The following is a 19545-nucleotide window of genomic DNA, read 5'->3' on the forward strand; positions in this document are numbered from 1 at the left end:
TGTACAGAGAGGAAGAGAAATCAATGAGACATACGATTATCGTAGGCACCGGTCCCGCAGGATTGACGGCCGCCATCTATCTGGCGCGCGCCGGGCTCGCGCCGCTCGTCATCGAAGGGCCCGAGCCGGGCGGCCAGCTGACGACGACGACGGAGGTTGAGAACTTCCCGGGATTCCCCGAAGGTATTATGGGTCCCGAGTTGATGGATAATATGCGCAAGCAAGCGCAGCGCTTCGGCGCCGAATTCCGCAGCGGGTGGGTCACCAAGGCCGATCTGTCGCAGCGTCCGTTCACGCTGACGGTCGACGGCAAGGAGGAGCTGCAGGCGCAGACGGTCATCGTCTCGACCGGCGCATCGGCCAAGTATTTGGGCATTCCCGGCGAGAAGGAAAATGTGGGGCGCGGGGTCAGCACCTGCGCGACCTGCGACGGCTTCTTTTTCAGAGGCAAAAAGATTATCGTCATCGGCGGCGGCGACTCGGCGATGGAGGAAGCGAACTTCCTGACCCGCTTCGCGTCGGAGGTCGTCCTGGTCAATCGCCGCACCGAGCTGCGGGCTTCGAAGATCATGCAGGAGCGCGCCCGCGCCAACGGCAAGATCAGCTGGCGTCTGAATCGGACGCCGCTCGAGGTAGTTGCGGGACCGCTCGGCGTGACCGGCCTCAAAGTGCTGAACAATGAGACCGGCGAGGAAGAGCTGATCGAGACGGCCGGCGTATTCGTGGCGATCGGCCACACGCCCAACACGAAGTTCCTGGACGGCCAGCTCAAGACGGACGAGACGGGTTATCTGCTCGTCACGCCGGGCACGACCGAGACGAATATTCCCGGCGTGTTCGCCTGCGGCGACGTGCAGGACAACAAGTACCGCCAGGCGATCAGCGCAGCCGGCACGGGCTGCATGGCGGCGCTGGATTGCGAACGGTTCCTGGAATCCAACGAGTCGCCTGCCGCCGCTGCCGTCGCGCTCTGAGTACGCATTTAAACTCACATTTACACTCGCATTTACACTCGCATTTACACTCGCATTTACATTCCCATTCACACTCAAATTCCCATTTTAGGAGGCAACATTTACCCATGACAACTCTCTCCAACCCCTATCCGTTCGCCAAGGTCGGCCTGCCCGCTCCTTCCTTCAACCTGGTCTCCACCAAAAATCTGGATTCGCTCGAGGTAAAGCTGTCGCTCGAGGACTATCGCGGCAAATGGCTCGTGTTCTTCTTCTGGCCGTTCGACTTCACCTTCGTCTGCCCGACCGAGATTCGCGGCTTCAGCGACAGCTATGAAGAATTCAAGGCGCTCAACTGCGAGGTGCTCGGCGCTTCGGTCGACAGCATCTATACGCACAAGGCCTGGATCGAGACGCCGGTCGAACAGAACGGCATCGGCGCCATCAAGTTCCCGATCGTATCCGACTTCACCAAGGAGACCGCGCATGCCTACGGTATTCTGGACGACGCGTCCGGCGCCGCCCACCGCGGCTTGTTCATCGTCGATCCAGAGGGCATACTGCGCTATCAGGTCGTCACCGACATGAACGTGGGACGGAGCGTGGACGAGACGCTGCGCATTTTGCAGGCGCTCCAATCCGGCGGGCTGTGCCCGGTCAATTGGAAGCCCGGACAGAAGACGCTGAGCTGACGACGCGTCCGCGAACTTATAATTGCATAGGGACCATGCAGGGCCGGAAGCGTAGTCTTCACGGCCCGTTTCCTGTTTTTGGGTGCCGGGAACCGCTTCATGCATAGTCGGATTGGGGAAAATGGGATGAAAGGTATAAGGAAAGAGGAGTGAGAAACGCTATGAACGAGGTTGTCATGCAGCTCATGAAGCATCGTTCCGTGCGCGCCTTCGAGCAAACCCCGGTGCCCGAGGAACAGCTTCGGGAGATCGTCGCTGCCGGACAGATGGCTTCGACGTCAAGCAACGTGCAGGCCTACAGCGTCATCGCAGTCACCGACACGGCGCTTAAGCATGAATTGTCCGTGTTGACCGGCCGCCAGGCGTATGTCGAGAGCTGTCCGGTATTCCTGGTCTGGTGCGCGGACTTGAACCGACTGGCGCAGGCGGCTTCGAGCCACCTGCTCGACGGCGAGCAGACTTATGCGGATTCGGCCGAGAGCTTCGTCGTCGCGACGGTCGATGCCGCGCTGGCCGCGCAGAACGCCGCGATCGCCGCCGAGTCGATGGGGTACGGCATCTGCTATATCGGAGGCATCCGCAACCGCATCGGGGAGGTGACCTCCCTGCTTCGCATCCCGAGACTCGTCTATCCCGTATTCGGGATGTGTATCGGCATCCCGTCCGCTTCAAGCGGTCAACGGCCGCGGCTGCCTGTGGATGCGGTGCTGCACCGCGACGTTTACGAGCCAGGCAGGACGTTCGCGACGATCGGCGCGTACGACGATACGATGGTGCGCTACTTGCGTTCGCGCACCGAAGGACGCAAGAGCACGCCCTGGTCCAAGATCATGGCCGAATGGCTGACACGTCCCAATCGTCTGCAATTGATGGAATTTTTGCAAGGCCGGGGTCTGCTCCGGCGCTGATTCGATGTCGATCCCGTGACAACCATTGCGGCGCCGCAGCCGATTGCCTATACTACTATCCATGCAGCATACCGGCGCGGCGCAGCCGGACGAAGGGGGATGGACGATATATACAGACATGGATGGAAGGCGGCGGCCGCGGCACTGCTCGCGGCCGCGCTGCTATCGGGATGCGGGAGCGGCGGGAGCGAGGCGGGCGGCAGTGCAGGCGTATCGCAGTCGGCTACGGCCTCCGCGGCGCAATCCGGTTCGCCTGCGGCCGCGCTGCCTGCGGACGGCGAGGCGAAGACCTATCACTTCGACCTGAAGTCGACGAAGGTCGAGCCGCTGCCCGCCTGGGCAGGAACGATCGAGATGACCAAAAAGGACCCGCTCTATATATCCGGTACGGATCTGGAGGGCGCGTTGACGGCGGATATCAAGCTGTCGCGCAAAGGCGAATACCTGACCGCCGGCGGAGAAGGCGTGCTGTGGAACGGGCAGCGCTCGACGAAATTTGCGATGCCCGAGACTTCCGTACTGCTGGAGAAGCAGCTCGGCCAAGACGGCACGCTCGTATACGGCGCACTGCAGGCCCGCTCGGAGGAGATCGGGCGCGATTTTTCCTTCGATCTGCGCCTTGTGCCCGAGTCCGGGGAGCTGGAGCTCCGGCTGCCCAATCGGGACGGTCTCATCGTGTTCGGCCAGAGCGCAGTGCTCGGCAAGCACCAAGGCGAGGTGTCCAAGGTGACGGCGGAGTCTTAGATAGCGGAGACAGAATCCTCGTCCGGCTTGCGGGCGGGGATTTTTGCCGGGGAGGCGTCTTCGTTCCCGCTCTTCGGCATATCCTCCCTTGACGCTGCGGGAGACGTACACGTATAATTCGTAATAAAATCCGATGGATAAAATCGGAATATCGGAAAAGGTGTGAGCGACATGTCCAAGATCGTGATTCTGCAAGGCAGTCCGACGGAAAAATCCAGGCTTCACGGCGTGCTCGACCGCGTACGTCTGCAGATCGAGGACAGCGGCGCCGAGGTGTCGGTCATTCAAGTGCGCGACCTGCCGGCGGAGGATCTGCTGCATGCCCGGTTCGACAGCCAGGCGATCGCGGACGCGAACCGTCTCGTCGCGGAGGCGGATGCCGTCATCATCGCGTCCCCCGTCTACAAGGCTTCCTTCACAGGCATTCTCAAGGCTTATCTCGATCTTCTGCCGCAGAAGGGACTCGAGAACAAAATCGTGCTGCCGCTGGTCGTAGGCGGGACGATCGCGCATCTGCTCGCCATCGACTACGCCTTCAAGCCGGTCCTGTCCGTGATGGGCGCCCGCAACATTTTGACCGGCGTATTCGTGCTGGACACCCAGGTCAAGTGGGGCGAAGACGGCCGGGCGAACATCGACGAGGATATCGCCGGCCGGATTGATGCGGCCGTGTCGCTGCTCGTCGAAGAAGCGAAGTGGCAGACATCGAGAGCTCGCAGCGAGTAATGGACATATGCCGGGCCGATGCGACGGCTTGCCAAAAGGGACGACAGAAGGCGGAACGATCGCCTTTTGCCGTCCCTTTTTCGCTTACTCGTCTTTGGGGATGAGCTCGTAGATTTTGCCGCTTTCCAGGGCGTCGATCAGTCGGAGCAGCCATCTGTAATACTTGACCGCCTCCTCGATCTTGCCTTCGTCGATGTCCAGCAGCTTCAGCAAACTTTCGTGGTTCGGCTCGCGCAGGCGGATATCGGCGATTTCCTTCATGGATTTGGCCAGCGCGTTCATGTTGGCTTCCACCGCTTTTCTCCATTTGATCGAGAAGTAATCGCTGAAGTTCTGATGCCAATCGGGGGTCACCTCGTACAAATCTTTGCGCGACCCCTTGCCCCATACTTTATCGATCATTTTCAAATCGAGCAGCGTGCGGACACCCGTGCTCATCGACGTCTTGCTCATGCCCATGGCATCGCTCAAGTCGTCCAGCGTCATGGGGTTGTTGCTGAAGTACATATATCCATATAGATGTCCGATCGAGGACGTAATGCCGTATAGATCCATGTTTTTGCCGATCGTATCGATTACACGCTCGCGGACTTTTTTAACCAGCTGGACCTGCTCAGCCGTCAGTCCATCCCATTCGCTCATATGTCCCTCCTGAGGCGTATACCTTCGCGCGCATTGCTTCACTTTGTATTGTATGCTTAGCCGCTCCCGCAAGTAAAGAAACGAATCTTTAGGAAAATGGAGTTAGCCGGAGTATTTCGTACGTATTGTACGTAAAGTTTAAACTGTACGAACTTAATTAACTATTATCCGCTTTGACCGTCCGAACGTTATACCTCTAAACTTTAAATATGTTAGCAAGCCTGTTCACTCGTGGGGGCCAAGGAGGTATTCATGCCAATATTAGAAGTAAAGGGGCTTACAAAAGTATTCGGGCACGACCCGGATAAAGCCGCAGCACTGCTGGCGCAGAAGTGGTCAAAAGAAAAAATTTTGAAAGAAACGAAAATGACGGTCGGCGTAAACCAGGCGGAATTCAGCATCGAGGAAGGCGAGATCTTCGTGATCATGGGACTGTCCGGCAGCGGAAAGTCGACGCTGGTACGGCTGCTGAACCGGTTGATCGAGCCGACGGCCGGACGCATCCTGTTCAAAGGAACGGATGTGACGAGGATGAACGCCGAAGAGCTGAGGCGGTTCAGACGCCAAAATATCGGTATGGTTTTTCAGAAGTTTGCACTGTTTCCCCATAAGACAGTCCTCGAAAATGCCGAGTTCGGCCTCGAAATTCAAGGTGTCGGCAAACGCGAACGGCAGGAGACGGCACGGGCGGCGCTGGCGCTGGTCGGACTTAACGGCTGGGAAAACAGCCGACCGGACCAATTAAGCGGAGGCATGCAGCAGCGAGTCGGTCTGGCCAGAGGCCTCGCCAACGATCCCGACATTCTGCTGATGGACGAAGCGTTCAGCGCGCTCGATCCGCTCATTCGCAAAGATATGCAACATGAGCTGCTGGAGCTCCAGACGCGCGTCAAAAAGACGATCGTCTTCATCACGCACGATCTGGACGAAGCGCTCCGTATCGGGGATCGCATCGCTCTGATGAGAGACGGCGCGATCGTCCAGATCGGCACACCCGAAGACATACTGACGCAGCCGGCCAACAAATACGTGGAACGCTTCGTCGAGGACGTCGATCTGTCGAAGGTGCTCACCGCATCGCATGTCATGCGCAAGCCGGAGACGATCAAGCTGGAGCGCGGACCGCGCGTCGCGCTTCAATTCATGCGGGACAGCGGCGTCTCGAGTCTCTATATTACGAATCAAGAGAAGAAGCTGCTTGGCGCCGTCACGGCCGAGGATGCATCGCGAGCGCTCCGGGACGGCTTGCCCCTGGAAGCCGTCATGCAGCGGGACATCCCATGGGCCGGTCCGGATACGCTGCTGAACGAGCTGTTCGAGAAGATGGCGGAGTCGAAGCTGCCGGTTGCAGTCGTAGACGCAGACAACCGGCTGCTCGGCATCGTGATTAAGGGCGCGATCCTGTCCGCACTGGCCGGCAATGCGCTTCCGGAAGCGGGTGCTGCAGGATGACGATGCCGAAGTTGCAAATAGGAGCATGGATCGAACGGCTGGAGGACTGGCTTACAGAGCATCTTGGACCGTTGTTCGATCTGATCCGCAGCTTGATCGGCGGCATGGTAAGCGGGATCGAATTCGCGCTGACGTCCCTGCATCCGCTCCTGCTGATCGTGATTATCGCGGCGCTCTCATATTGGATCGGCAAATGGAAAATCGCGGCATTCGCCTTGATCGGACTGCTGCTGATCTACGACCTGCAGCTGTGGGAGCCTTCGATGCAGTCGCTGGCGCTCGTGCTGAGCGCATCGATCCTATCGGTCATAATCGGCGTCCCGATCGGGATTTTTTGCTCGCGTTCCCGCGCTTTCCGGCATATCGTGACGCCCGTCCTCGACTTTATGCAGACGATGCCGGCATTCGTATACCTGCTGCCGGCCGTTTCGTTTTTCTCGCTGGGTGTCGTGCCGGGCGTGATCGCTTCCATTATATTCGCCATACCGCCGACGATCCGGCTGACCGAGCTCGGCATCCGGCAGGTGCCGGCCGAGATGGTGGAGGCGGCGGACGCGTTCGGCTCCACGCCGATGCAGAAGCTCGTCAAGCTGCAGCTCCCGATCGCGATGCCGACGATTATGGCGGGTATCAACCAGACCATCATGCTGTCGCTGTCGATGGTCGTCATCTCCTCGATGATCGGCGCGCAGGGCGTGGGCGCCTACGTCTACCGCGCAGTGACGCAAGCCAAGACCGGCATCGGGTTCGAAGCCGGCATCGCGATCGTCGTTCTGGCGATCCTGCTCGACAGACTGACGCAAAATGCTTTCAAAAAACGTAACGTATAAGGAGCGTAATCGATTGAACAAAAAGTGGATCGTATGGTTGACGTTGATAATGACGGTAGCATTGCTCGCCGGATGTACGGAACAGAGCGGCAAGAAATCCATCAAGCTGGCGTATGTGGCCTGGGACTCCGAGATCGCCAGCACGAACGTCGTCAAGACGGTGCTGGAATCGAAGCTGGGCTATAAGGTCGAGATGCTGCAGGTCGATGCGGGACCGATGTGGGCAGGCATTGCCGACGGCAGCGCGGACGCGATGGTCGCCGCCTGGCTCCCCGGCACGCATGCTTCCTATATGGAGAAGTACGCAAGCGATGTGGACGATCTGGGCGTCAATCTGGACGGTACGAAGATCGGGCTGGCCGTGCCTGCCTATATGGACATCTCCTCCATCGAGGATCTGAAAAAGCCGGAGGTCGCGTCTTCGATCGGCAAGCAGATCATCGGCATCGAGCCGGGCGCAGGCATCATGATGGCAACGGAAAAAGCGATGGGCGCCTACGGGCTGGGCGATCTGACGCTGCTCGAGAGCTCGTCCGCGGCGATGGCGCAGCAGCTTCAGAGCGCCTACGACAAGCAGCAGCCGATCGTCGTGACGGGGTGGACGCCGCACTGGATGTTCGCCAAGATGGATCTGAAGTATCTCGACGATCCGCAAAATGTGTTCGGCGGCGACGAGCAGATCCATACGATCGCGCGCAAGGGGCTGAAGGCAGACAAGGCGGACGCCTATGCATTCCTGGACCGCTTCGAATGGACGGCCGACGATATGGCCAAGGTTATGGTCGATATCCAGGAAGGGAAGTCGCCCGAGGAAGCCGCCAAGGCTTGGGTGGACCAGAACAAAGATAAGGTCGACGCCTGGATCGGCTGATCTGCGCCTGACGGCTGTCGGCAAGGTTCGAACCGGTCCGGCTCGGCCGATAACGAGCGTCATCGATAAAAGCGACCGATCCGGCCGCATGCTCCGCAAGCAACTGCTGCGGCCGCATGCGGCCCGTCTTTTGGAATATATTAAGCAAACCGCTTGTAGTCACGCATCGTTTCGTTATAAAATTGATGTCATGTTGTGTCATATAGGAAATGCGGCTGTAGGAAGACGATGCGCCGAAGCGACGAGGCAGCGAAAAAGGAGAAGGTAGTTATGATGACCATTCACAGCAAAACGAGCCATTGCAAAATAGTCGATTGCACGGTACGCGACGGCGGGCTCGTCAACAATTGGGACTTCAGCGTCGAATTCGTACAGGATCTGTACAAGAGCCTGAACGAAGCCGGCGTAGAATATATGGAGGTCGGCTACAAAAATTCGCCGCGGCTGCTCAAGGGCGCGGATCAAGCCGGACCTTGGCGGTTTCTGGACGACGACTTCCTGCGCAAGGTCATCCCGGACAAGCTCAATACGAAGCTGTCCGCCCTGGTCGACGTCGGCCGCGTGGACGAGAACGACGTCCTCCCGCGCAGCGAGTCGCTGCTCGATCTGATCCGCGTCGCTACATACGCGCGCGACACGGAGAAGGCGATCGAGCTGGGCACGCTGTTCCACGAACGCGGCTATGAGACGACGATCAATATTATGGCACTGTCCAACGTGATGGACAACGAGCTGAACGAAGCGCTCGCCATGATCGGCGACAGCCCGATCGACGTCGTCTACATCGTCGACTCCTACGGCAGTCTCGACCCGGACGATATGCGCTTCCTCGTCGAGAAGTTCAGACGCAGCCTGAAGCACAAGCGCCTCGGCGTGCACACGCACAACAATATGCAGCTTGCTTTTGCCAATACGCTGGCTGCGGCAGACCTCGGCGTCGAACTGCTGGACGCCTCGGTCTACGGGATGGGACGCGCCGCCGGCAATACGCCGACCGAGCTGCTGCTCGCCAAGCTGACCAATCCGAATTACAGCCTGCGTCCCGTGCTCGGCATGATCGAGCGCCATATGCTCAAGCTGCGGGAAAAGGAAGAATGGGGCTACCTCATTCCGGACATGATTACGGGCACTCTCGACGAGCACCCGCGCTCGGCAATGGGCTGGCGCGCCTCGCCGGAGCGCGATCGCTTCACGGATTTCTACGACAAGATGACGACGCCGGAGATCTTTACGGGCAAGTGAGCACGCCGGTCCAGCCGCAAAACGGGACGAAGCAGACAGACTGCTTCGTCCCGTTTTGCGTAACAGCGATGAATCGCTCATTGATAGCCCTTGAGTTCGCCTTGCCCGCGGAGAGCGGCGGCGCGCATCTGGGGATTGGGGTGGAAGAAGGCGTCGCCCCCCAGCTCGCGTCCGCCGACCGTCACGGCTTCGACGGAGATATCGATGTCGAGCGAGCCGGCGAAGTGCTGGAGCAGCTCCTCCTGCGTCATCCCGTCCAGCTCGATATACCATGAGAAAGTGCCGTAATTCTGAATGACGAACAGCCGCGCGCGCGCGAAGGAGATCGGCCATTCGTTGTTGCCTTGCCGAACTTGCAGCGATGCCAATTCAAAAGTGTCCATCTGCGAGTAAGCTCCTGTCCGTAGTAATACAATTCGGGTTGGCGCGACGGGCGTCGCAAGCTATGATAGATCGTACAAGCGCAAGCGGCGCAAAGCCGATCTCTATATTGTAGCCGTTCGCGGGTCCGCCGCGCAACGCGCAAAGGAGCGTACAGGCATGGCAGCGTGGCATATCGGACCATTCGGCGACCGCGCCTGGCTGATGAAGTGGGAACAGGACGTTGGCGAGCAGGGAGGACCTGTCGCATGGGCGCGCGCGATCGCGCAAAGGCGTATCCCGTGGATCGTCGAGACGGTGCCCGGCTACGACACGCTGCTCATTCATATTGAGGCTTTGCGCGTGCCCCGCCGGCTGACGGACCCGGACCGGGGATGGAATCGGCAGGCGCTCTACGATGCGCTGAACGGGATTGGTCCCCGCACGGGGGCAGCCCATGCGCCTGCAGAGGCGGGCGATTGTGAAGATCCGTCTGCCGGGACGAATGCGGATGGGGCGGATCGGGGAGGCGCTGACGGCAGCTTGGCGTATGGCCGAGAGATCGTCGTGCCGGTGCTCTACGGCGGCTCTGCGGGACCGGACCTGCCGTTCGCGGCTTCGCACAGCGGCTTGACGGAGCGGGCATTCGTCAGTGCGCACGCCGGGGCGCAGTACCGGGTAGCCATGATCGGCTTCGCGCCGGGGTTCCCGTATCTGACCGGGCTGCCGGACGAGCTGGCGCTGCCAAGGCTGCCGTCGCCCCGCAGAGCGGTGCCGGCCGGGTCGGTCGGCATCGCCGGTGCGCAGACCGGCGTCTACCCGGTCGATTCTCCCGGCGGCTGGCGGATCATCGGCCGGACGCCGATGCGGCTGTTCCGGCCGGAATCCGCCACGCCGTTCCCGATCCGGCCGGGGGACGCGATCCGCTTCACGAGCATCTCGGAGCGGGAGTATGCGCGGTTGTCCGCAGCGGAGGCGCGCGCGGAGGACGGCGCGGACGACGCCGGAGGCGGCACACGGCGAGACGGCCGGCCGGAGCGGGGGGCGGCGGGAGCTGCGCCGGATTCCGGAGGCTGCGCCGGCGCGTCTGTCCTGGAGGTGATCGAGCTGGGCTACTATACGACGGTGCAGGCCGGTCCGCGGACCGGGTGGCAGGCGTACGGCGTGTCCGCCGGCGGCCCGATGGACCGGCGCGCAGCGACGGAAGCGAACCAACTCGTCGGCGGTCGCGGCGAGGAGCCGCTGCTGGAGCTCACGATCGCCGGCGGCCGGTTCCGCGCGCTTCGCGATTGCCTGGTCGCGCTCACCGGCGCCGACATGCAGGCTCGATCGGCAGGCGCCGCGGTGCCTCGCGGCCAGCCGTTCCTGCTGGCGGCCGGCGCGGAGCTCGCGCTGGCCGGCGCCCGCACGGGCTGCCGCGCTTATCTGGCGATCGCGGGCGGCATCGACGTGCCGGAGGTGCTCGGCAGCAGGAGCACGGATACGCGCGCCGGCATCGGGGGCGTGAACGGCCGCGCGCTCGCGCCGGGCGCCGTGCTGCGCGGACTGCCGCCGAGCGCGGCGGCCGAGTGCCTGCTGGCGGATTACGGGCGGCAGGCGGCGGAGCGGGGCAGGCTGTGGCATGCCGGGCCTGCGCGCGCGCGGGCTGCCTCGGCGCTGACGCCCGGGGGCGACGGCGCGCGCACCGTCGCGCTGCGGGTGCTGCCGCCCGCCGCGGAGCAGGAGGACGGCGAGCGGCAGCACCCCGGCTATGCGGCCCTGCTCGGCGGCCCGTTCGAGACGAAGGCCGCTTCGGACCGCATGGGCATCCGGCTGGGCGGCAGGCGGTTGCCGGATGCGCCGGACGGAGCGGGCATGACGGTGTCCCACGGCGTCGTGCCCGGCACGATCCAGCTTCCCCCGGGCGGTGAGCCGATCGTGCTGGCCGCAGGCTGCCAGCCGACAGGCGGCTACCCGGTGGCAGGTCATGTGATCGCGGCCGACCTCGATCTGCTCGGACAGCTTCGGCCCGGCGACCGGGTCGCGTTCAGACCGTGCGGCCTGCCGGAAGCGCTCGCGGAGCAGGCCAGGCTCGCGCGCGACGCGCGGATCGCCGAAGCCGGCATCCGGCTGGCCTGGTATGCCGGGGCGGTGCAGCTGCCTTGCGGCGCCAAGACCCGATTATTTTAGAGGAGTGACGAGTGGATGCACAACCGGACCGTAGACTTGAACGTCGACGTCGGCGAAGGCTTCGGCGCATACCGCGCCGGCTGCGACGAGGAGCTGCTGGAGCTGGCCAGCTCGGCCAACGTCGCCTGCGGCTTCCATGCCGGCGATCCGCGCACGATGCGCAGGACGGTGGAGCTGTGTCTGTCGCGCGGCGCGGCGATCGGCGCGCATCCCGGACTGCCCGACCTGCTCGGCTTCGGACGCAGGACGATGGAGATCGCCCCGGACGAGGTTCACGACCTCGTCCTGTACCAGATCGGCGCGCTGCAGGCATTTGCTGCCGCGGGCGGCGCCCGCGTCGAGCATGTCAAGCCGCACGGCGCGCTGTATCATATGGCGGCCGCAAGCGATGAGCTGGCGGCCGCGGTCGTCCGGGCCGTGCGCAGCGCGGACGACCGCATGGCGGTGTACGGTCCGCCGGACAGCTGCCTGCTGCGGGCGGCGGAGGCGGCGGGCCTCCGCAGTGTCGCGGAGGGCTTCGCGGATCGCGCTTATATGAGCGGCGGCGGACTGGCGCCGCGAAGCATGCCCGGCTCGGTGCTGGACGATCCCGGGCGGGCGCTGCGGCAGACGCTGGCGCTGCTCGGCGAGGGGCGGGTGGATACGGTGGACGGTCAGCCGATCGCGCTATCCGTACAGACGATTTGCCTTCACTCGGATACGCCCGGCGCGGTCGCCTTCGCCAGCACGCTGCGCCGGGGCCTGGAGGCGGCCGGGTTTAAGATCGGCAGACCTTCGCCTTGAGCGGTACGGGCAAGGCGCAGCGTACGGACGCGCTTCGTCCCGGCGCGGCGGGTTGAACGCGCCTGCCCGTTGCGATACGATGGGGAGACGAGAACGCCGCGGAAGGTTTTTTCGGATATGGCTCCTTCGCGTCATGCGCCGGCCGGCGGCTTCTATTATACTGGTTGGCATGATTCGATGGACGATGGGAAGGCGGGAATTCGGGGATGAGGAAAATAAAGCTTGCCGGGGCGTCCACCGGCGCCTCGCAGGGAGGGGGCGCCCGCGCCGTATCCGCGGCGGGTATGCTGGCGTTCTGGCTTGTCCTGATTGCGGTCTGGGCGGCCATCTGGGCGCCGTCCGCATCCGCGCATGCGGTTCTGGAGCGGGCGACGCCCGCGCAGAACGAGCAGCTCGCCGACAGTCCGCCGGCGGTCGAGCTATTGTTCAACGAGCGGCTCGACGGCGGCTCGTCGGCCCGGCTGACCGTGCTGAACGGCGACTCCAAGGTCGCAGCGCAGGGCAAGCCCGAGCGGACGAGCCAGGGCAAAGGGCTGCGGCTCGCGCTTCCCCGGCTTGGCGAGGGGCACTATACCGTGTCTTATTCGGTCATCTCCGCGGACGGGCACCCCGTAGAGGGAGCCTACGTATTCACGGTCGGCAATCCGCCTCCGCTCCAGGATGCGTCCGAGCTCGATCCGCATAGCCAGTTGGGACATAATTCGCACAATCATGGCGGCGGACAGGATCTTACGACGACCCGCTTCCTTTTTTATGCCAGCAGAGTGCTGTTCTACGCTTCCTTGCTTGTCCTGTCAGGGCTGCTGATCTGGTCCATGCGGCGAAGTCCGTCCGCGGCCGAGCGGCAGTCGCGGGAGACATGGATCGGTTGGACCGCCCAGTTCGGGGCGCTCGCGACGCTTGCCTACGTCGTGCTTCAGATGGCGAATCTGACCGAGGGCGAGCCGCTCTCCGAATGGGCGCGCATCTTGACGGACACGACGGTCGGCCGCCTGTACGCGGCACAGCTGCTGCTCGCGTTCGCCGCCCTGCTGCTCCGCGGCATGAACGTCTATGCCCGGCTGGTCTGGACGCTGCTCGCGCTGGCCGCCGAAGCCTGGAACGGCCACGCGGCGGCATTCACCCCGGCGGCCTATACGCTCGCCCTGGACTACGTTCACCTGCTGGGCGCGGCCGTATGGGCGGGCGGGCTCGTGCTGCTGGCGGCGATCTGGCACCGGGAGCGTCCCGAGGCCGGCAGGTTCGCCATTCAATTTTCCCGATGGGCGCTCGTATCGTTCCTGCTGCTCGCGCTGACCGGCACACTCAGTACGCTGCGCTACTTGCCTACGCTCTCCTATCTGTTCGAGACCGCCTGGGGGACGTGGATGCTCATCAAGATCGCGCTGTCGCTCATGGTCGTCGTCACGGCCTTCCTCATCCGCCTGCGGCTGCGCAAGGGCGAGCTGCCCCGCGCAGGATTGCTGCGGACCGACCTTGGGCTGCTCGGAGCGATCGCGCTCAGCGTCGGCGTCCTGACCTACCAGAATCCGCTGCCTGCGAACCAGCCGATCTCCTATCATGAGATGGGCACCGACATGCATGTGACGCTGCGGATCACGCCCGGCGTGCCCGGGGACAATGCGTTTACCTTGAAGGTCTGGCTGCCGGACAGCTCCGGGACGCCGAAGAAGGTCGCGCTGCGGCTTCGGCCGCTCGGCGGCGGGGATGTCGGATTCATCGAGGTGCCGCTCGAATCGTACGAGGACACCGAACTGGACGACTTCCCGGACTTCATCAAGGCGACCTACCGATCGCAGGGGCCGTATCTGGCGTTCCGGGGACGGTGGGAGGCGCAGATCCGGGTGACGAACGGGGATGACGACGAGCTCGTCAGGTCCACGACATTCCGCATCTATTGACGGGCGGCGGGGATGCCGCCTCGCCCGCGCGACGGGAGGGCATACGGATGAACGACCGCCGGATCAAATGGATGATCCTCCTTATACCGACGCTGACGATCGGATTGTGGGAATATATCCGGCATGCTTTTTTGCTGCCGTACATGACGATGGATCTGGGCAACCTGCTCGCGCCGTTCATCGTGCTGGCCGTGACGCTGACGCTCGTGCGCGGCTTGTTCGTCCGCCTGGAATCGTCCCAGCGGGCGCTGCAGCGGCAGCGCTCCCGCGGCGCGGCGCTCGAGGAGCGGGAGCGGCTTGCGGCCGAGCTGCACGACGGCATCGCGCAGTCGCTCTTCCTGCTGGCCGTCAAGCTGGACAGGCTCGACGCGGCTGCGGACGAGCCGGCCCGGCGCGAGCTCGCCGGGCAACTGCGCGAGACGGTACGCGACGTGCACGAGGATGTGCGCCAGGCGATCGCCAGACTGCGCTTGCCTCCCGAAGCATCGCAGCATGACTGGGCGGAGCCGCTGCGCGAATGTCTCGGCGAGACCGCGGCCTTGACCGAGGCCGAGGCGGAGTTCCGCTGGGACATCCCTGAGGAACTGCTCGGGATCAAGGAAAAGATCGAGCTGCATGCCTGCCTGCGCGAGGCGCTCGTCAACGTGCGCAAGCATGCCAGAGCCGGCAACGTCTACGTGCTCGGCGAGTGCTCCCCGGACGGAGGATTCCGCTGTGCGGTCATGGACGACGGCATCGGCTTCGCCGGCAATCCGCTGGAGGCGCCGGGCAGATTCGGCCTGCGGATGGTGCGGGAGCGCGCACTGCGCATGGGCTGGACGTTCGCGGCAGAGCGGCGGGAGGGTATGACAGTGATCGAGCTGATCAAGAAAGGGGCGAATATCCATCGACAGCCAATGGAAGGTGCTGCTCGTTGACGATCATCGCCATGCCCGGCAAGGCATGCGCGAGATCGTGGAGAGCTGTCCCGGCTTCGCCGTCGTCGGCGAGGCTGCGAGCGGCGAGGAAGCGCTGGACCTGATGCCGTCCGTCCGGCCCGATCTGGTGCTGATGGATATCCAGATGCCGGGCATCGGCGGCCTGGCCGCCGCCAAGGCGATCAAGGAAACGTATCCGGCCGTCAAGATTGTCATCGTGACGGTGTCGGACGAGCCCGCGCATCTGTTCGAGGCGCTCAAAAAAGGCGCGCAGGGCTATCTGCTCAAAAACCTGAATCCCGCCGCTTGGCGGGAGTATTTGCGGGCCATCGTCGTCGACGACGCGCCGCTCAGCCCGGATATTGCGTTGTCGATATTAAGAGAGTTCGCAGGACGCAAGACGAAGGACGGCACCGCCGCAGGCTTGCCTGGCGCTGCCAGGCGCACCGGCATGGCGGCGGGCCGCGACGAGCCGCTGCGCGAAGGTCTGACGCCCCGGGAGACGGAGATTTTGCAGGAAGTGGCCCGGGGATTGACCAACCGCGACGTCGCCTTGGCGCTGGGCCTGTCCGAGCATACGGTCAAAAACCATTTAAAAAGCATTTTGCAAAAGCTCCAGCTCGGCAATCGTGTCCAGTTGACCAGGTATGCCTATGAGCAGGGGATCGTCGAACCGTAGACGATCTCCTTATCGCGCCGCGCCGGCGCGCGGCCCCCTCTCCATTGCTCGCGACTTTATGAAAGTTTATGAAAAACGCTAATTTTAATATGGAAAATAGTGTACTTGCGGAGGTTAACGCCGCACCGCCATCCGGATATGATGAAGGTTGATGGAATTGTTAGCGCTTACCGAAGTTTGAGACTCCATTCGGAAAGGGGCGCAGTATGCGGTCTTATTTCCGCCTTTTCACAAACCATATGAAAATCAGGAATAAGCTGATCCTGTCATTCATTGTGGTCGTGCTCGTACCGACGTTGATCGTGGGCCTCTATCTGACCGTCGAACTGCGGAAAATGGCATTAAGCGGGGCGATAGAGCAGATCAATGTCAATATGGAAAGAATCAAAAAACGGACGCTGGATCTGCTCAACGTTTCCTACGATATCTCTTATCGCCTCTCTAACGATACGCGGCTAGGACAGCTGGCCAACGGCTCATACGATACGACCTACAGCGTAGTGAACGCATATCAGGATTATCCGGATTTCAAGGAGTACGTCAATCTGTATCGGGAGATCACGAGCGTACGGCTGTACGTCGAAAATGCTACGCTGCTGAACAATTGGGAGATCATCCCGATCGATCGGGAGACGGAGCAGGCGCCCTGGTACCAGTGGGCCAAAAAATCGGACGGCTTGATCCGCTGGAGCTACATCAAAGATTCCAGAGACGGCATCCGCTATTTAAGCTTGATTCGGCGCATTGATTTTTATAAGCACTCCACGAACGGCGTCCTGGTTATCAATGCCAATTCATCCATGCTGAACGGCATTCTCAGTCAAGAGAGCTTCGACACGATGATCGTTGCCGACAAGGATGTCGTCGCCGCGAACCGGCCCGATATTATCGGAAAGTCGTTAAAGGATCTGCCGCTTGATCCATTCGTCGCCGAGCAGCGGAACGGCGCGTTCATGACCAAATTCGGCAGCCAGCGCGTACGCATTCAGATCGCGGATTTATACCCGGACAACCCGCTGATCAATCTTCGTATTTTGTCGATTTTCTCGGTAGACGGCATCGTCAACGAACCGAATCGGATCATCAGGTCGGCGCTGGCGGCGATCGGACTCGGCTTGACCGTCGCCTTGATCCTGATTCTGGCGTTGTCCAAGCTGGTCAGCGACCGGCTGCTCCGGCTGAGCAAGCATATATCCAAGGTCGCGACAGGCAAGCTCGACCTGCAGCTTGCGATCGACGGCAAGGACGAGATCGGTCAGCTGTCCCGTCAATTCAACGCGATGCTCGGCAGCATCCGGGAGCTGATGGGCGAGGTGAACGAATCCAATCGGCAGAGAAACGTGCTGGAGGCCAAGCAAAATGAGATCAAGCTGCGCATGCTGGCCAGCCAGATCAATCCGCATTTTTTGTTCAATACGCTGGAATCGATCCGCATGAAGGCGGTTGTGAGAAAGGAAGCGGACATCGCCAGGACGGTCAAGCTGCTGGGCAAGATGATGCGCAAAAACCTGGAGGCGGGAAGCGGCGTCATCCCGATCTCGGCCGAAGTCGACATGGTCGGCTGCTATCTGGAGATTCAGAAGTTCCGCTATGAAGACAGGCTGATATACAGGCTGGATATCGACCCGGATGCTCTGGATGCGCGCATTCCTTCGCTCGTCATCCAGCCGATCGTCGAAAATGCGGTCATTCACGGCATGGAGAACAAGGAGGGAGCGGTGACCGTAGAGCTGACGGTCAGGCGCTGCGAGGACGGCGTATACGTGGAGGTGTGCGACGACGGTGCCGGCATGACGGCGTCGCGTCTGTCCGAAGTCATCCATAATCTGGCGGATCCGGAGGACCGGGACGAGGCGACGCATATCGGCCTTCGCAACGTGCATGCCCGTCTGCAGCTCTCCTACGGCGCCGGACAGGGATTGTCGATCGAGAGCGCTCCGCAGGACGGGACTTGCGTATGGTTTGTGATTCCTGACGGAAAGGGAGGGCAAGGTCATGCATAAAATCGTCATCGTCGACGATGAGCCATCGATTCGGGAAGGTCTCGCGCAGCTGCTCGATTGGACGTCGCTGGGCTACAAGATCGCTGGCTTGGCCGCGAGCGGCAAGGAAGCGCTGCGTCAGTACGAGGATATACGCCCCGATCTGATGATCGTAGATATTCGTATGCCCGGCATGGACGGTCTTGAACTGATCCGGGAGCTTAAGCGGCGGGCGGATGACCTCCAGGTACTCGTCTTGAGCGGATATGCCGATTTTGATTATGCGCGCCGGGCAATCAGCCTGGGCGTCACCAACTATCTGCTGAAGCCCGTGGACGAGGACGAACTGTCGGACAATCTCAAGACCGTCGCACAGCTGCTCGACGACAAGGCGAAGAAACGGGGGAAGGCGGGACGGGCGGCGTTGGCCGACCGCGGCGCCTGGCTCGGCGAGCTGTTGACGGGACAGGCAAGCGCAGCGCAATGGCAGGCGGAGCTGAGCGGACGGGGAATGGAGGAAGAGAGCTATCAGATTATGCTGGTGGACGTATCGTGCGAGACGGGCGAGGCGACCTGCGTGCAGCAAAAAATACTCGAGCGGCTGGCAGTCTTCTACGAGCAGCCGGGAGCGGGCGTCGTGTTCAAGGCGGGCGCGCATATCGGTCTGCTGCTCGGCGCCAGCCGTCTACGGGATTCGAATCGCAGGAGGCTATTGACGGCGCTTCGAGATTGGACAGAATCGTCGAGCTGCAGCACAGCCGTAGCCGCCGGCGAGCGCATCCGCCGCGCGGCCGACATTCCCCATTCATACGCCACGGCCAGATGCCGTCTGCAGCAGCGCTTTTTTTACGACGGCGCCGAATATATCGATGAAGAAACGGCAGGCAGATTGCCGGCCCCCGTGCCGGGTCCGGTCGAACCGCAGCTGCTGCAGGCCGTGACGGAACGGCTGTATCTGGCTGTCAGCACGGGTAATATCTCTCGTGTCGCCCCGCTCGTGGAGGCACTCGGCAGCCTGATGCTGGACGCCGGCGCGGGAGAGATCGAACTCAAGGCCCGGTTCGTCCAGCTGCTGGCAGGCTTGCTGGAGAAGCTGTCCGCGCGTCATCCGGCGGCTCGTCTGGCATCCGAGATGCACGCAGCCAGGCTGCCCGCGATACACGGCGCTGCCGGCTACGCATCCATGCTCTCGCAAATCGCGCAATTGCTGACCGAGGCCGCCCGGCAGGCGGACGACGGAACCGGCGAGCGTCAGATCCGCAAGATCACGCAGCTGATCGACAGTCATTACCGGGACAATCTCAAGCTGGAGAAGCTGGCGGAGGCATTCAATTACAATCCCGCTTATCTCGGCAAGCTGTTCAAGACCGTGACCGGCGAATCGTTCAACACTTACCTCGACAAGGTTAGAATCGACCAGGCCAAGCGATTGCTGCGAGCGGGGCTCAAAGTCTATGAAGTTGCCGAGCAGGTTGGCTATGCGAATCCGGACTACTTTCACGGCAAGTTCCGCAAGTACGTGGGCCAATCGCCCACTTCCTACCGGAGCCAGCTTGAGCCGGCATGGGCCGGCAAGCGCGACGACGGATAGAACGGCAAATTTGCTGTTTTATCCGTCTTTTTTTAGGCATTTGCAGAAAGCGCTTTCGAAAAGTTCTGATTTTAGCCTGATTTGTTGTTCGATTTGGCGGGTG

18 protein-coding genes are annotated in these 19545 nt (G+C 62.0%); 16 read left to right on the forward strand and 2 right to left on the reverse strand.

The window, feature by feature from the left end:
- Positions 1-23: 23 nt before the first annotated feature.
- The 5 genes from trxB (at position 24) to ssuE (ending at position 4023) form a co-directional block, all read left to right on the forward strand.
- On the forward strand, positions 24-974 hold the full coding sequence (trxB, locus tag VQ071_RS20945) for a thioredoxin-disulfide reductase (protein ID WP_340516186.1): 951 nt from the start codon (positions 24-26) through the stop codon (positions 972-974).
- 107 nt (positions 975-1081) lie between these two features.
- Positions 1082-1645, forward strand: coding sequence for a peroxiredoxin (locus tag VQ071_RS20950; protein WP_340516187.1), 564 nt, complete (start codon positions 1082-1084; stop codon positions 1643-1645).
- Positions 1646-1806: 161 nt separating this feature from the next.
- The gene (nfsA, locus tag VQ071_RS20955; RefSeq protein WP_340516189.1) at positions 1807-2553 is read left to right on the forward strand and encodes an oxygen-insensitive NADPH nitroreductase; all 747 of its coding nucleotides are present in this window, start codon (positions 1807-1809) and stop codon (positions 2551-2553) included.
- A 99-nt stretch (positions 2554-2652) separates the two neighbouring features.
- A complete protein-coding gene (locus tag VQ071_RS20960) occupies positions 2653-3297 on the forward strand; it encodes a hypothetical protein (RefSeq protein WP_340516190.1) in 645 nt (214 codons plus the stop codon).
- Between the two features lie 171 nt (positions 3298-3468).
- The gene (gene ssuE / locus VQ071_RS20965) at positions 3469-4023 is read left to right on the forward strand and encodes an NADPH-dependent FMN reductase (protein WP_340516192.1); all 555 of its coding nucleotides are present in this window, start codon (positions 3469-3471) and stop codon (positions 4021-4023) included.
- 84 nt (positions 4024-4107) lie between these two features.
- On the opposite strand, the gene VQ071_RS20970 is transcribed toward ssuE, so the two are convergent.
- On the reverse strand, positions 4108-4665 hold the full coding sequence (locus VQ071_RS20970) for a GbsR/MarR family transcriptional regulator (RefSeq protein WP_340516194.1): 558 nt from the start codon (positions 4663-4665) through the stop codon (positions 4108-4110).
- A 252-nt stretch (positions 4666-4917) separates the two neighbouring features.
- Here VQ071_RS20970 and VQ071_RS20975 point away from each other — a divergent pair, with 252 nt between their 5' ends.
- From VQ071_RS20975 to VQ071_RS20990, 4 genes are all read left to right on the forward strand, one after another.
- On the forward strand, positions 4918-6117 hold the full coding sequence (locus VQ071_RS20975; RefSeq protein ID WP_340516195.1) for a quaternary amine ABC transporter ATP-binding protein: 1200 nt from the start codon (positions 4918-4920) through the stop codon (positions 6115-6117).
- On the forward strand, positions 6114-6947 hold the full coding sequence (locus VQ071_RS20980) for an ABC transporter permease (protein ID WP_340516196.1): 834 nt from the start codon (positions 6114-6116) through the stop codon (positions 6945-6947). Before VQ071_RS20975 ends, VQ071_RS20980 begins: the two co-directional genes overlap by 4 nt.
- Positions 6948-6996: 49 nt before the next feature.
- Positions 6997-7818 (forward strand): glycine betaine ABC transporter substrate-binding protein, encoded by an 822-nt coding sequence (locus VQ071_RS20985; protein WP_445293327.1) that lies wholly within the window; start codon positions 6997-6999, stop codon positions 7816-7818.
- A 273-nt stretch (positions 7819-8091) separates the two neighbouring features.
- A complete protein-coding gene (locus VQ071_RS20990) occupies positions 8092-9060 on the forward strand; it encodes an aldolase catalytic domain-containing protein (protein ID WP_340516313.1) in 969 nt (322 codons plus the stop codon).
- Positions 9061-9137: 77 nt separating this feature from the next.
- Here the strand turns inward: VQ071_RS20990 and VQ071_RS20995 are convergent, their stop codons facing one another.
- A complete protein-coding gene (locus VQ071_RS20995; protein WP_340516198.1) occupies positions 9138-9443 on the reverse strand; it encodes a hypothetical protein in 306 nt (101 codons plus the stop codon).
- Between the two features lie 157 nt (positions 9444-9600).
- Between VQ071_RS20995 and pxpB the strand changes: the two genes are divergently transcribed.
- The 7 genes from pxpB to VQ071_RS21030 all read left to right on the forward strand — a co-directional run bounded on the left by pxpB (position 9601) and on the right by VQ071_RS21030 (position 19442).
- On the forward strand, positions 9601-11589 hold the full coding sequence (gene pxpB / locus VQ071_RS21000) for a 5-oxoprolinase subunit PxpB (protein ID WP_340516199.1): 1989 nt from the start codon (positions 9601-9603) through the stop codon (positions 11587-11589).
- A gap of 15 nt (positions 11590-11604) precedes the next feature.
- Positions 11605-12372 carry a LamB/YcsF family protein gene (locus VQ071_RS21005; RefSeq protein ID WP_340516200.1) on the forward strand — a complete coding sequence of 256 codons (768 nt, stop codon included), beginning with the start codon at positions 11605-11607 and terminating at the stop codon, positions 12370-12372.
- A gap of 206 nt (positions 12373-12578) precedes the next feature.
- A complete protein-coding gene (locus VQ071_RS21010; RefSeq protein ID WP_340516201.1) occupies positions 12579-14273 on the forward strand; it encodes a copper resistance CopC/CopD family protein in 1695 nt (564 codons plus the stop codon).
- Positions 14274-14320: 47 nt separating this feature from the next.
- Positions 14321-15190: a sensor histidine kinase gene (locus VQ071_RS21015; protein WP_340516202.1), complete on the forward strand. Its 870-nt coding sequence runs from the start codon at positions 14321-14323 to the stop codon at positions 15188-15190.
- A 25-nt stretch (positions 15191-15215) separates the two neighbouring features.
- Complete coding sequence (locus VQ071_RS21020; protein WP_445293328.1) at positions 15216-15869, forward strand: response regulator; 654 nt, start codon at positions 15216-15218, stop codon at positions 15867-15869.
- A gap of 239 nt (positions 15870-16108) precedes the next feature.
- On the forward strand, positions 16109-17872 hold the full coding sequence (locus tag VQ071_RS21025) for a histidine kinase (protein ID WP_340516203.1): 1764 nt from the start codon (positions 16109-16111) through the stop codon (positions 17870-17872).
- Positions 17865-19442 carry a response regulator transcription factor gene (locus tag VQ071_RS21030; protein WP_340516204.1) on the forward strand — a complete coding sequence of 526 codons (1578 nt, stop codon included), beginning with the start codon at positions 17865-17867 and terminating at the stop codon, positions 19440-19442. The genes VQ071_RS21025 and VQ071_RS21030 overlap by 8 nt, the downstream gene beginning before the upstream one ends.
- The last annotated feature ends 103 nt before the right edge of the window (positions 19443-19545 follow it).

This window comes from Cohnella sp. 56 (genome assembly GCF_037963805.1).
Classification (GTDB): domain Bacteria; phylum Bacillota; class Bacilli; order Paenibacillales; family Paenibacillaceae; genus Cohnella.